The sequence below is a fragment of the Acetobacter pasteurianus subsp. pasteurianus LMG 1262 = NBRC 106471 genome, from assembly GCF_000285275.1.
Classification (GTDB): Bacteria; Pseudomonadota; Alphaproteobacteria; order Acetobacterales; family Acetobacteraceae; genus Acetobacter; species Acetobacter pasteurianus.
In genome coordinates this window covers 22,739-36,350 of record NZ_CADO01000017.1, presented here as the reverse complement: position 1 = coordinate 36,350, position 13,612 = coordinate 22,739, and the positions used below count along the sequence as shown (strand labels likewise).

At 46.5% G+C, this 13,612-nt stretch carries 10 protein-coding genes; 6 read left to right on the top strand and 4 right to left on the bottom strand.

Features of this window, described 5'->3' with window-relative positions; genetic code table 11:
• The 4 genes from APA10_RS15230 to APA10_RS05380 form a co-directional block, all read left to right on the top strand.
• On the top strand, positions 1 to 199 hold a 199-nt coding region (locus APA10_RS15230; RefSeq protein WP_214442630.1), incomplete at its 5' end, for a hypothetical protein.
• A complete protein-coding gene (locus tag APA10_RS05390) occupies positions 132 to 2,792 on the top strand; it encodes a Hint domain-containing protein (protein ID WP_035366014.1) in 2,661 nt (886 codons plus the stop codon). The genes APA10_RS15230 and APA10_RS05390, both read left to right, overlap by 68 nt.
• A 73-nt stretch (positions 2,793 to 2,865) precedes the next feature.
• Positions 2,866 to 3,255: a hypothetical protein gene (locus APA10_RS05385; RefSeq protein ID WP_035366012.1), complete on the top strand. Its 390-nt coding sequence runs from the start codon at positions 2,866 to 2,868 to the stop codon at positions 3,253 to 3,255.
• Between the two features lie 24 nt (positions 3,256 to 3,279).
• Positions 3,280 to 5,655 (top strand): TonB-dependent receptor family protein, encoded by a 2,376-nt coding sequence (locus APA10_RS05380; protein WP_174714348.1) that lies wholly within the window; start codon positions 3,280 to 3,282, stop codon positions 5,653 to 5,655.
• Positions 5,656 to 5,672: 17 nt separating this feature from the next.
• Here the strand turns inward: APA10_RS05380 and APA10_RS05375 are convergent, their stop codons facing one another.
• On the bottom strand, positions 5,673 to 6,194 hold the full coding sequence (locus tag APA10_RS05375; RefSeq protein WP_231111211.1) for an SCO family protein: 522 nt from the start codon (positions 6,192 to 6,194) through the stop codon (positions 5,673 to 5,675).
• Between the two features lie 323 nt (positions 6,195 to 6,517).
• On the opposite strand from APA10_RS05375, the gene APA10_RS05370 reads away from it, so the two are divergent.
• Positions 6,518 to 7,987 (top strand): FAD-dependent monooxygenase, encoded by a 1,470-nt coding sequence (locus APA10_RS05370; RefSeq protein ID WP_003630218.1) that lies wholly within the window; start codon positions 6,518 to 6,520, stop codon positions 7,985 to 7,987.
• Positions 7,988 to 8,108: 121 nt separating this feature from the next.
• The gene (locus APA10_RS05365; RefSeq protein ID WP_003630217.1) at positions 8,109 to 9,896 is read left to right on the top strand and encodes a thiamine pyrophosphate-requiring protein; all 1,788 of its coding nucleotides are present in this window, start codon (positions 8,109 to 8,111) and stop codon (positions 9,894 to 9,896) included.
• A gap of 48 nt (positions 9,897 to 9,944) precedes the next feature.
• Here the strand turns inward: APA10_RS05365 and APA10_RS05360 are convergent, their stop codons facing one another.
• The 3 genes from APA10_RS05360 to glgX all read right to left on the bottom strand — a co-directional run bounded on the left by APA10_RS05360 (position 9,945) and on the right by glgX (position 13,506).
• The gene (locus tag APA10_RS05360; protein ID WP_003630216.1) at positions 9,945 to 10,799 is read right to left on the bottom strand and encodes a glucose 1-dehydrogenase; all 855 of its coding nucleotides are present in this window, start codon (positions 10,797 to 10,799) and stop codon (positions 9,945 to 9,947) included.
• Positions 10,800 to 10,918: 119 nt separating this feature from the next.
• Positions 10,919 to 11,221, bottom strand: coding sequence for a hypothetical protein (locus tag APA10_RS05355; RefSeq protein ID WP_003630215.1), 303 nt, complete (start codon positions 11,219 to 11,221; stop codon positions 10,919 to 10,921).
• Between the two features lie 98 nt (positions 11,222 to 11,319).
• Positions 11,320 to 13,506 carry a glycogen debranching protein GlgX gene (gene glgX, locus APA10_RS05350; protein WP_174714349.1) on the bottom strand — a complete coding sequence of 729 codons (2,187 nt, stop codon included), beginning with the start codon at positions 13,504 to 13,506 and terminating at the stop codon, positions 11,320 to 11,322.
• Positions 13,507 to 13,612: the final 106 nt, after the last annotated feature.

The window sequence follows — 13,612 nt, the reverse complement described above, 5'->3', positions numbered from 1 at the left end:
ATGCACAGTTTCTGAAACCCCGCTCAACCAATCGGTTGGCGGGGTTTTTTGTGTGTATGATGGGGAATTTATAGATTTATATTATGAATGTTCGGTTAAACTAAGCATAGGTGTATTAACAATTTATAGAAATGTATCTCTCATGTCGGGCAGTTATAGACCTAATGTTGAGAATACAGCTTATGAGCAGTCAGATTGATCTGGATAGTGACCAGACTTATACGAATACGTCCTCAGTTACGTCATCCAAGACGGCATTAACCATAGAACTTGATGATGTTGATGCCATAACTGTTCAGAACAATGGAACACTTTCCTCAACAGGTAAGCGTGGGATTGATACATCTGGCATAGCCGCGTCAGGTACATCAGTTACTATTAACAATACGGGCACTATTTCCGGATCTGATGATGGTATCCGCATTGATGATGCACTGATTAATGGCACGTTATTGTTAGATAATAGTGGCACTATTGAATCTACAGATGATGGTCAGGCTGTAGATTTCAATTCTGTCAGTTCAGCATCTTCTATTACAATCATCAATGAGAGTAATGGCATTGTTAAGTCTACAGATGCAGATGCACTGCGTCCGGGGGCAAATGCATCTATTAAAAATGCAGGCACAATTTATGCAGATGGTGCCAATGGTGCGACAAAAAATGATGGGATCGATTTTCAGGATTACAGCGGAACAGTTGATAATTCGGGTTCTATTTCCGGCGCGCGTCACGGCATCACCAGTAGTACCGATGTTACGGTCATAAATGAAGCAGGGGGTACGATTACAGGCCGCGATGGGTCAGGTGTTGGATCAGACGGGAATGGAACTGTTACCAATTACGGAACTATCACCGGAGCCTATGATAATTCCGGTACAGGTGATGGAGACGGCGTTGACATAGATGGTTATGCAACCATTACCAACTATGGAACCATTCAAGGAACGGGCGCAGGCGGAAACGGAAGTGATGGCTACCCCAATACGAGTGAAGGGGTTTCAATTGGTGGTGGAGATATTGTTAACGAAAGCGGCGCTCTTATAAGCGGAGCTGCAAATGGTATTCTGGTTGATAACAGCAGCCAGGGAAATGCAACTTATGCAACGACTATTACCAACAATGGCACCATCCAAGGGCTAGATGGTTACGGTATTCATATCACCGATACGTTTGGAGATACGATTACAAATGCCGGCACAATTTCTGGAACAACAGATGCAATTCTGCTTGGTGATGGTGATGATACATTAAATATCCAGACAGGTTCGGTTATTTCGGGAACAGTCGATGGCGGAGCAGGTAATAATACTGTCAATCTGTCCGGCTCGGGTACATTCGATGGTGCCGTTAATTTTCAGACAATGACGGTTTCCGGAAGTTGGATCCTTTCAGGAGATCAGTCCTATTCTACAATATCTCTGGCTGACAATGCAGCTCTGACACTTCAGGGGAGTGCGCCTTCCACGGAAACAATTACTTTTAGTGGAGGTGCAGCACTTATTTTAGGAAGTTCTTCATCTTTTAACGCAACACTTTCAAATTTTGCAGTCGGCAATACTTTAGATTTTTCTACAGTAACGTATGATACGGAAGCGACCGTTAGTGTATCGGACAATCAGGTTGTTATCAGCAGTAATGGCATTACTTATACACTGACGATTTCTCCAGCGGATACATCAGAGCAGTTCCATCTAGCGAAAGATTCAGACGGCTCTCTTATGCTGGAAGCTGTTGTATGTTTCCTTCCAGGAGGCATGATTGCCACCCCCGATGGTGAACGTGCAGTGGAAACATTGCGGCCAGGTATGTCTGTCCTGACTTTTGACAACGGTGAAATCACCCCCAAAGATATCGTGTGGGTGGGTTGCCAGCACGTTACGGTGCAGAGGGATTGTCCGCCTGATATTGCCGGTGTGCCCATCCGTATTTCCAAAGATGCCCTTGCGGCTGGTGTTCCGCATCATGACCTGTTGGTGACGCCCGAACATTGTCTTTATCTTGATGGATGCTTTGTGCCCGTTCGAATGCTCGTAAATGGCATGACAATTTCTTATGCGCACGAGATACGTTCCTATAAATGTTACCACATAGAAACGCGAGATCATGCCGTAATCCGTGCCAATGGTCTTTTCACAGAAAGCTATCTTGATACCGGAAATCGTCGCAACTTTAGCCCGTTAGCAGAGGGTACCGTAGTATCTGCTTTTAATGGGCCTGCGCGCAACTGGGATGAACATGCGGCCACAAGGCTTTGTACAGATCGTTCTTTTGTTGAGCCGCTTTATTCTCAGATAGTCCAACGTGCTTCTGAAATGGAAGATATTACTACCAAAGTAGAAAAAGAATACGTGCAGGATCCAGCGCTTAGGCTTGTTCTGCCCAACGGTTCAAAAATGGTGCCACTGCGTATTATTGGCCAGCGTTATGTGTTTGCGTTGCCTGCCAATGTTGATGTTGTTCGGGTCATGTCTCGTTCAGCGCGCCCATGCGATACAATTGGCCCATATGTGGATGATAGACGTAACCTTGGGGTGTTGATTAGCCGCGTGACGGTTTGTGATGCACACCAAGGGGGTGACATTACAGCTTACCTTACAGATGATCTTCCGGGCTGGAATGCGCGGGAGGAAGGAACATGCCGTTGGACGCAAGGGAATGCAGTTTTGCCCTTAGGTGCATGTAAATCAAACCATCACACTGTTCTGGTTCTACATGTAGAAGCTGCTGGTCTATATCTGGTGGATAAAGAACCAATGAACATAGAGCCGCAAGTTGCCATGATAGCCTGATTGGTGCTGAGAGTTGTCTCTGGTTACGAAATCTGTTCTGGTTTGCTTGGATAAACTAGGGTAGTCATTATGGATGTCAGCGCGTGCTCACAGTTTGACTCATTTGGTGGTCTTCTGGCCGCTGGTGCTGCTTGCTCTGGTTGCACGTCTGACATTTGGTGGTGTTGTTTCTCCAACGGCTCTGGTTGAAGATCCGCTCAAAGACCTCATAAAACTCAGTATTCTTTGCGAAGATCAGGCACCCCTTTCTGATCCTGATGGATCGCATCACCACGCGACAGACCCGCAGGACGACAGTTTCCTTCTTTCCGAAGCTCTTGAGCTTTTCTTGCTCAGTGTTGCGTTCTGTATTTTTGCAGGGCTGCTTGCAGCAAGCATGTGCCGAACATGGATGTTTGCTCCCATCCGTGGTCCACCAGCGCCAAAACGTACATCTCTCTGTCCGCAAGGTCCTCCCGCCTGACCTGAAGTTACAAGCGCCGCTCGCGTGTTTTTGCACGCGGGCTTTTCGTGTTGTTTATTCAGGTTCACAATCATGCTTTCTATTTATGCCACTCCTCTCCGGTTGTCCGGAGTGATGGCGGTCATGACTCTTTTATCCGCAGCCAATGCGCATGCTGCCACAGCCCAGATGGCGCATTCGCACTACCAGACACACCGTGGCAAACTGGTATCTTCGGCTAAGCATCAGGCAAAAACGGAACACGTTACGGTAACGGGAAATAGTCGTGCATCTGCAATGGCACATCCGGCAGGGCAAACAACGTACAGTTCTGAGCGAAGCAGTTTTGGTAATCAGGTCGGGCAGAGCGTGGCAGATATGGTTGTCACCATTCCCGGCGTTAGCTTCACGCAAGGAAATGGCCCACGGGATACTGTGGTTTCTGTTAGAGGTTCAGGGGATCGTCAGTCCTATGGGCTGAAGAATCTACAAGTGCTGGAAGATGGTTTCCCGATGACACAGCCTGACGGAACCGCCCGGGCTGATCTTATTGACCCACATGCTTATGAGGGTGTGGATGTGTTTGAAGGCCCAGCTTCAACTCTGTACGGCAATTACGCCATCAACGGTGCGATCAATTTTCGCACCCGAAAAGGTGCCGATATTCATGGCCTTGAGGTTGGTTCGGATTTCGGCAGCTTCGGGATGTTCAATAATTACGCAACGTTAGGGCTTGGCAATAAGCATTACGATCTAATGATTTTCGGGAGCGATGTGCGAGGGAATGGGTTTATTGCCAATAGCCGTTACAATACCTCAACAGAAAATGTGCGGCTGCGCGTTAATCTCACATCATCGGACAGGCTCATCCTGAAGTTTGTGAACAACATTACGGATGCTTCTTTACCTGTGCGGCTCTCGCTTAACCAGTATCGGGCCAATCCGTATCAGCGCGGGTGTTATAATGCTGCAGATGCAGCAACAGGATGTGCAACTGTTAATCTGCTGGTGAATGGGCGCTACGGAACAAAGGAAGCCATAAGCCCGCAAGCTGCTGGTTTGGGCCGTTTTGACCGTCGGACGGTTGTTGGTTTGCGTTGGGAACATGATTTTAACGCACGCACAATCTGGCGGAATCAGTTTACGTACGATCAGCGGCATATTGATCAGCCAACCTCACCGGTAGCGTATGTTGGCCCATACAATTCCTACAATGCCAGTTCCGATATAACCAACCATGCACACCTTGCTGGTAAGTCACTGGAAACTTTTGGTGGGATCAGCTTCGATTATCTCGATTTTGGTTCTCAAATCTACAATATCATGCCACTTGGTGGAGCTACCCGTGGCGCGATGAATTCGGAATCATACGGTCATCAGTGGAACTTGGGTGCAAGGTTTCAGGAAGACTGGCATTTTGCGCCCAACTGGCATGTGGTGGTGGGGCTTGGCGGAACATATTCCGATATTGGCGCTACTGAAACACTTTACAGCTATTCTGCCACGGGCCAGAATCAGCGTTACATTACAGCCAACCGGTTCTACTTCAATCTGGCTCCAGAAGGCGCGTTGATTTACACACCATCAAAGAAATGGACATTTCATACGCGTATCGGCACGGCTTATGGCACACCGTCCTCTTCCAATTTGTTTATTACGCCGCAGGGGCAATACGGCAACAACACACAATTAAAAAGCCAGACAAGTGTTGGGATAGACCTTGGTGCAGATTGGCATCCATCTTCCAACATAACTATGCAGGCAACAGGATTTTACGAATTCTACAATAATGAACTTGTAAGCCAGTCTGCCGGTGTGAATACCGTGGGGGCCTACACATTTAATGCGCCAGCTTCCCAGCATAGGGGGATTGTTCTGGGGCTGGAGTGGAAACCGCTTCCTGCAATGTTACCGGGTGGGCGGATCAAGCTCAGTTATACTTATGATAATCAGGTTTATACAAATTACACCGAGGTCCTTTCAAATAGTGACTTTTCGCGCAGTTTCAGTCGTAAAGGAAAATATATTCCGGGTGTTATTCCCAATTTTCTCAATGCACGTTTTTTATACGATCAGCCAGATGGTGTTCTGGAAGGGTTAGGCGGATACGCCGAGGTAACGTGGCGAGATTCTTACTGGCTAGATAATGCCAACCGTCTGAAAGCTCCCGGTTATGCGTTGTTGAATCTGGAAGTGCATTATGATCCGCCAGCCCGGCTTGGGTGGGCGCATCGGTTGCACTGGTATTTTGAAGTGCAAAATGTCGCAAACCAAACCTATATTGCTGGGGCCACGAATGTCAGTGACAGCTTGCAGGCTAACGGACAACAGGCAACGGCCCGGACGCTTATGAACAGTACAGGCTCTATCTACGCAGGTTCACCCAGAGCGTATTTTGGTGGTGTACGTATCCGGTTTTGAGGAGAACTGATCAAAATTTATGATGGATGATTTTTAGACGGTGGTAAAAGCTGTTTAAGATCTACTGCAATTTGATGGGCGCTGGAATCAACCGGGATCATACCAGCCAGATGGTTCTGGCCGTCCATCAGGTACAGAAGCGAGCTATGATCCATAAGATAACCATCACCCGTTATTGCGCGACGTCGTGCTGAGACATGAAATGCGGTCATTATAGGCTGAAGTTGTGCTTCGGTGCCGGTTAGACCCACAATGCGTGAGGAAAAACGTTGGATGTATTCCTTTACAACGGCAGGAGTATCTCGCGCAGGGTCAACCGAGATGAAAATGGGCGTAATGTTCTTTCCTTGCGATCCCAGTTCATCCAACGCAGCTGATACGGTTGCAAGTGTAAGCGGGCAGACATCTACGCAATGCGTGTAACCAAAGTAGATAAGCGTATAACGGCCTTGAAAAGCTGCCTGTGAGACGACATGCCCATTTTCATCTGTCAGGGCATAAGGCCCTCCAATCTGGGTGTGGGACCGGGATGTCAGCACTACTCGTAGCCCAGTTGCCCCTATGAGTAGAGCAAAGAGAATACCCACCACAGGCAAAACTGTTTTCCAATTTTGTTTGTGTGGAGAGCGCGGTTTGCTCCTGTCAGATATGGCTTTGCGTGAGCTTTTCTGGGTCATGGGCATATTATAGCAAACAGCACATATGCTTGCAGCAATGCATTGTCGTTTCATTATATATGAACGGTTGGGTGTAAAGCAGCATGTATATTTCGGAATTGGAGAGGAACAGGTCTTATCCATTTAGCGTTAATAAACAGGCGAGATTAAGTATACCGGAATAATTGTTTCTTCGGACAAAAAGCATGTCGAAGCCTGTTCTTGTTATTGGTGCAGGGCCTGTGGGGTTGACCATGGCCGTAGAACTGGCCCGATATGGAGTGCCAGTCAGAATTGTCGATAAATTGCCAACACGCACAATGCAATCCCGGGCGTTGGCTATATGGCCCCGCACTCTGGAGTTGTTGCAGGCTGCTGGTTATGTGGAGGCTTTTATAGCCAATGGGCTACATGCAAAAGCTCTTGGTATCTATTGGGGCAATAAGCCTCTTGCCCGTATTCCATTCAAGACAATTTCTTCTTGCTTCAAATATGTGTTGATGCTGCCTCAATCTGAAACTGAAAGATTGCTGGAAGAATACCTCAAAACTCTTGGTGGCACAGTTGAGCGTGAAACGGAACTAACAGACTTTGTTGACAAAAAGGATGGTGTTTTCTGCACTCTCACGCATAAGGAAGGTGAGAGTGAGACATTGGAAGCAGCATGGCTTATTGGTTGCGATGGTGCCCATTCTTTTGTGCGCAGTCAACTTGGTCTGGCATTTGAAGGAAACACTTTTCCCGTAAGTTTTGTGCTTGCTGATGTTCATGTATCGGGCCTTTCTATTCCATCCGATGAACCAGCTATTTTTTGGCATCATGATGGTGCAGTCATGCTCTTTCCAATATATCAAGGTCGCTACCGTGTCATAGCTGATCTTGGTTTGGCACCATTGCATATGCCAAATCTGGAAGAAATGCAGGCGATTATGGACCAACGTGGCCCGGGCGGAATTACTCTGTCCGATCCCGTATGGCTGTCAGATTTTGGTGTCAATGAACGTAAAGTTCGAGAATATCGTAAGGGACGTGTATTTTTGGCGGGAGATGCTGCCCATATTCATAGTCCTGCAGGTGGCCAAGGTATGAATATGGGCATGCAAGATGCCTTTAACCTTGCATGGAAGTTAGCACTTGTAGAACAGAAAAAAGTTAAACCCTTCCTGCTAGATAGTTACAGTATCGAGCGTAGCGCTGTTGCACGGCAGATATTTTCAGATTCCAGACGTATGACCAAAGTTGTTCTGCTTAAAAATCGTCAGTTGCAGAGAGTGCGTAACTTTATTGTAAAATCGATTTTCAGTATTCCAATGGCCCGCCATAAGATTGCCAACAGGCTCGCCGGGGTCACGATCAGTTATCCAGATAGTCCACTTAATGCGGGTTTAACACGCGGGCGGTGTGGCCCAAGGCCTGGGCAACGGTTGATTGTGAGGCATGACTCTCAGGACAGTCATGTTCCTCATTTTTCGCTTATGGCTAGAGATGATGCGAAAGCACAAGATATGATTTTACGTTATCCATACTTGTTAAAATCAGAAATATGCTCACTATCTCGTAAAAACGGTATCTGGCTTGTAAGGCCTGATGGTTACGTTGCAGCTACTGCACGTGACGGAGAATGGACAGTTATTGAAGAATTTTTATCTAACATAGTAGTAGAGCATGATTGTTAATATGAAATATAAATCTGACCTTATTTTTATTGATTTTAAATTGTAAAGTTCTCTTACATTTAAAAGAAACTTTTCCAAATTCTGGGCGTTTATGAGCTTCATTCTAAAGGAGATTCCCCCAATGAATGTAAGCGAATTCTTATGGAAACGCCTTCAGGAGTGGGGGCTTAAGCGCGCCTATGGTTACCCGGGAGATGGGGTGGGCGGTATTGATGTAGCCCTTCAAAACGAAATTGACGCTGGGCATCTTGAATATGTTCAAGTACGCCATGAAGAAATGGCAGCATTTATGGCTACAGCCCATGCCAAGTTTACAGGGCAGGTGGGGCTTTGCTTTGCCACATCCGGGCCCGGTGCTATCCACCTTCTAAATGGTCTTTATGATGCCAAGCTAGATCATGTTGGCGTTGTGGCTATTATGGGCCAGCAGGCACGGGTGGCTCTTGGTTCAAATTATCAGCAGGAAGTTGATCTGCAATCACTCTGCAAAGATGTTGCGAGTGAATATGTTATAACGGTAACTGAACCATCGCAGATCAGGCACGCTGTTGATCGTGCAGTGCGTATTGCACGGGATAAATGCGCTCCTACGGTTATTATCGTTCCCAATGATTTGCAGTTACTACCCTATGCAGAACCGCCGATGGCACATAGTTTCACACATACAGGCATTGGCATAACAATAGGTAGTAAAGTTCCGGAAGAAGAAGGTTTGCGTGCTGCGGCCGAGGTTCTGAATGCAGGAAAAAAAGTGGCTATTCTTGCTGGAGCCGGTGCTCTGGATGCAACTGATGAACTTCTGGATGTTGCAGAAATACTTGGAGCAGGTATTGCCAAAGCCCTTTTGGGTAAAGCTGCAGTTCCTGATGAATTGCCGTATGTAACAGGTTCCATCGGCTTGTTAGGCACAAAACCATCTTGGGATTTAATGAAGGAATGCGATACCTTTTTGATGGTTGGCTCTGCCTTTCCTTATAGTGAGTTTCTGCCAAAACCGGGACAGGCACGAGGTGTGCAAATTGATATCAACAGTGCCAATCTTTCGCTTCGTTATCCTATGGATGTGAACCTTCAAGGTGATAGTGCAGCAACATTGCAGGCTCTTATTCCACTGCTGAGGCGTAATCACAATCGTTCATGGCGTAAGAAGATTGAGAAAGAGGTTGAGAAATGGTGGAAGGTTTTGGAAAAGCGCGCCATGGCCAGTGCGCAACCACTTAATCCTCAACGTGTGTTTTGGGAGCTTTCATCGCGTTTGCCGGAGAATGCTATTATTACCGCAGATTCCGGTTCTGTTGCGAATTGGTATGCGCGAGACCTTAAAATGCGACGAGGGATGAAAGCATCTCTTTCGGGTGGTTTGGCATCTTTGGGGGCGGGAACTCCATATGCAATGGCTGGCAAAATGGCTTTTCCAGAACGTACAGTTATTGCCTGTATGGGAGATGGTGCCATGCAGATGAACGGCCTCAATGTTATGATCACAATTTCTAAATACTGGAAGCAATGGTCTAATCCAAAATTGATTGTTCTTGTATTAAACAATCAGGATCTTAATCAGGTTACTTGGGAGGAGCGTATTCAACTGGGAAAGGGAAAGACGGAATCAACCCAATCCATTCCAGATTTTCCTTATCATAAGTATGCTGAGCTTCTAGGGCTTAAGGGGATTTATGTTGATGACCCAGAAAAAGTAGCTGCTGCATGGGAGGAAGCCTTAGGCGCAGATAGACCGGTTATTCTCGAAGCGCGCACGGATCCTAATGTGCCACCATTGCCACCTCATATTACTTTGCAGCAAGCCAAAGCGTTTCTTTCCTCGTTGCCAACAGAAGCTGAGCGCTCCAGCGTTGTGCGTAGGTCAGCGAAGCAAATACTGGCATCTCTGATGCCATCACGTAAATCATAACCTTTGCCGCCTTTGAAATGAGGCGGCTTTGGTAACTCTTGTTTCTACTTAAAGCATTGGCCGGCCACCAGTTATAGGCAGAACAGCGCCAGTTGTGTAACTTGCTTGATCTGAAGCAAACATTACGTAAGCAGAAGCAAGTTCTGCTGGCTGTGCTGGCCGGCCAATAGGTGTGTTTTTACCAAAATTGGCAACATCTTCTTGTGGCATTGTAGAAGGAATAAGGGGTGTCCAGACCGGCCCCGGCGCAACAGCATTGACACGTATATCTTTCTTACCCAGCATTTGCGCAAGGCCAGCTGTAAAGTTGGAAATGGCTGCCTTTGTAGCGGCATAGACAGGCAGGTGAGGGGAGGGTTGCACAGCATTGATTGAAGTTGTGTTGATAATAGAAGATCCACTACTTAAATATGGCAAGGCTGCCTGGCACAGGAAGAACATGCCGTAAAAATTTGTGCGGAATGTTGTATCCAGTTCTTCTTCATCAATTTCTGAAATATCTGTTACAGATTTTTGATGTGCAGCATTATTTACCAGAATATCTAGCTGCCCGAAGGCATCAATTGTGCGTTTTATTATTTCGTTGCAGTGTGATCGTTGTCGGATATCTCCTGGAAGCAAAATAGCACGGCGTCCGGCTTTTTCTACCCAATCGGCTGTGGTTTGGGCATCGTTATCTTCTGTATAATAAGCAATTGCAATATCTGCACCTTCACGCGCAAAAGCAATGGCAACGGATCGGCCTATTCCGGAATCTGCGCCTGTTATTAAAGCAACTTTTCCAGAAAGCTTTCCAGATCCTTGATAACTTTTTTCTCCATGATCTGGAATGGGATTCATCTTGTCCGTTTCACCAGGAACAGTCTGATGTTGGGGTGAAATTTTTTCTTCATGTGCCATCATGTCGTCTCCTAAGGAATGTCGCTTATTTTGTAGGGGGCAAAATTTACCGCTTTACATGGCAATGTCTTTTTCAGCGTATAGGCTTGCCATATATCTTTTAGATAGATCTAAAAGGCATGCTATTTTACGTTTTTCTTACGCGTTTCAGCGGCTTTTCGTGCTGAAGCAGAGCGTTCCTCTGCTGTACGCTGTGCGGAAGCTTCTCCACCAGCTTTACCCCCTTTGCGCGAAGGTTCATGCGTGATGGCATGGCCTCTTCCAGATCCACTTTTCTTGCCACCACCCGTTTCTTTATTGACAGTGGCCCACGCACGGCGTTCGGCTTCTTTTTCGCCTACGCCATGTTGTTCGTAGTTTTTTTCGATATGCTCAGCTTGTCGCTTTTGCTTGTCTGTGTAAGCAGATTTATCACCACGAGGCATAGTTTATGCTCCGTTTTTTATGGTTTCATCTCTGGTTTGTGTCTTGCAAGACAGAGATGGAGGTTTGATGACAACGCTGAAAAAAGAGAAAGGTTTTTCTAAGATCTAAGAAGCTCAAAAAGTAAAACTGATCTGTCTGTTACAGTAAAATCAATTTTTTGCTCAAAAATATCTTTTTCTATGTCATCACCAGCATTGGGGCGGTTGGTATCAAGAAGTAATTTCCAAGCTCCACCGTCTGCTTCTGGTAAGGTAAATTCTACACTGTCTGTCCAGCTATTTAAAACCATGAATAAAGTTGCATCTTCACCGCGTTGCCTAATGCCACTAGGTTGAGCACGGCCATCCAGCATCAGCCCGAAACATTGTGCATGATCCCATTCTTCTTGCATCATTTCCATACCATTGGCACTGATCCAGGTAAGTTCTTTAATATCCAGTTCTTTATTGTAAGCTTCGGTCAGAAAACGACTACGCCGTAAAATGGGAAAACGCTTTCTAAGGCTGAGCATCCTTTGGGTGAAAGTTTTTAGGCTTTCGCCTTCTTCTTCAGTCTTCCAGTTTACCCATGAAATATCGTTATCTTGGCAATAGGCATTGTTGTTTCCGTTCTGTGTACGGCCAAACTCGTCTCCGGCCAGAAGCATGGGGGTACCTTGCGAGAACAGGAGGGTTGCCAGCATGTTGCGGCATTGTCGCCAGCGGAGAGCATTAATACTTTTATCATCTGTAGGGCCTTCAGTGCCGTAATTGCAGGAACGGTTGTTGTCTGATCCGTCCTTACCATCCTCACCGTTGGTGTCATTGTGTTTATTGTTGTAGGAAACACAGTCTTTGAGCGTAAAGCCGTCATGTGCTGTAATAAAGTTAACGCTTGCCCATGCTTGTCGGCCGCTATGGTTGAAAATATCCGGGCTGCCAAGAAGGCGTGGGGCTAAAGCAGCCGCACGCGCTTCTCCGCGCCAGAAATCCCGAACAGTATCTCGAAACTGGTCGTTCCATTCTGCCCAACTGGGAGGGAAATTTCCAACTTGATATCCACCTGGGCCAATATCCCACGGTTCGGCTATCAGCTTCAGATGCGCTAGGGTTGGATCTTGCCGGCAAACGCGTAAAAAACCGGCTTGGCGGTCAAACCCGTTTTTTTCTCGCGCCAAAATAGAGCCGAGGTCAAAGCGAAAAGCATCTACTCCCATTTCCTCGGCCCAGTAACGCAGGCTGTCTGCCACAAACTGTATGACGTGTAGAGTATTAAGATTAAATGTATTTCCGGTGCCTGTATCGTTGATATAATAGCGGAAATTATCTGGTATCAGCCGGTAGTAGGAGGCGTTGTCCAAACCCTTGAAGGATAGCGTCGGCCCCAGTTCATTTCCTTCTGCTGTGTGATTGTAGACAACATCCATAATCACTTCCAGATTGGCCTCATGGTAACGAGCAACCATTTCCCTGAATTCTGCCGCCGGATCAGTGTGATTGGCAGCGTAACGCGTATCTGGGGAAAAAAAGCCAATCGTATTGTAACCCCAATAGTTTGTAAGCCCTTTCTCTATAAGAGATTGAGGATTTACAAAACTTTGGATAGGTAAGAGTTCAATAGAGGTGACACCCAGAGATTTGATATAATCCAGTACAGAATGATGACAAAGCCCAGCATAGGTACCACGCAGGTTATCGGGAACCAAAGGGTTGTTTTGTGTAAAACCTTTCACATGCGTTTCGTAAATAACAGTATCAGACCAACGTATTTTTAATGGTTTGTTTTTTCTTTCTGATGGGGGGGGGATAATACATTTGGGAATAAAGGGGGCACTGTCCTGTTCATCAAAGCTTAAATCCAGATCAGGGTGACCAAGCTGGTAGCCAAACAGAGCGGGGTTCCATTCCAGATTGCCTAAGTGTCCGCGAGCATATGGATCTAAAAGAAGTTTGTTGGGGTTGAAACGATGTCCAGCATCTGGCTCGTAAGGGCCATGCACGCGCAATCCATAAAGCTGACCGGGATGTAAATCAGGTATCCAACCGTGAAACACTTGATCTGTGTATTCTGGAAGGCGGATACGGTCTGTTTCCGTTTTTCCGTCCTGATTGAAAAGACAGATATCTACAGCGGTAGCGTTAGCTGAAAACACCGCAAAATTAACACCAGATCCATCATATGTTGCCCCAAATTCAATGGGGTTTCCTTCACGTAGGCGTTGACGAAGCGGAAAACTCATAGGCAGCGCCCTAACCTTATGCAGTAGGCCTATCTGTTTTTCACCACATGGCGAAAATCGTGGCATGTATAGGGCTGTAACGCGCTGCTTCAACCAAAATTCAGTAACATAATCGTGTGCGGGAGACATTTTGAGAGAAAGGGCGTTCTGTATGTAATGGCTACTGATAGCC

Coding starts and splice junctions, on each gene's coding strand:
- APA10_RS05390 (WP_035366014.1), top strand. CDS start 132: ATGTATCTCTCATGTCGGGCAGTTATAGACCTAATGTTGAGAATACAG.
- APA10_RS05385 (WP_035366012.1), top strand. CDS start 2,866: ATGTCAGCGCGTGCTCACAGTTTGACTCATTTGGTGGTCTTCTGGCCG.
- APA10_RS05370 (WP_003630218.1), top strand. CDS start 6,518: ATGTCGAAGCCTGTTCTTGTTATTGGTGCAGGGCCTGTGGGGTTGACC.
- APA10_RS05365 (WP_003630217.1), top strand. CDS start 8,109: ATGAATGTAAGCGAATTCTTATGGAAACGCCTTCAGGAGTGGGGGCTT.
- APA10_RS05360 (WP_003630216.1), bottom strand. CDS start 10,799: ATGATGGCACATGAAGAAAAAATTTCACCCCAACATCAGACTGTTCCT.
- APA10_RS05355 (WP_003630215.1), bottom strand. CDS start 11,221: ATGCCTCGTGGTGATAAATCTGCTTACACAGACAAGCAAAAGCGACAA.
- glgX (WP_174714349.1), bottom strand. CDS start 13,506: ATGCCACGATTTTCGCCATGTGGTGAAAAACAGATAGGCCTACTGCAT.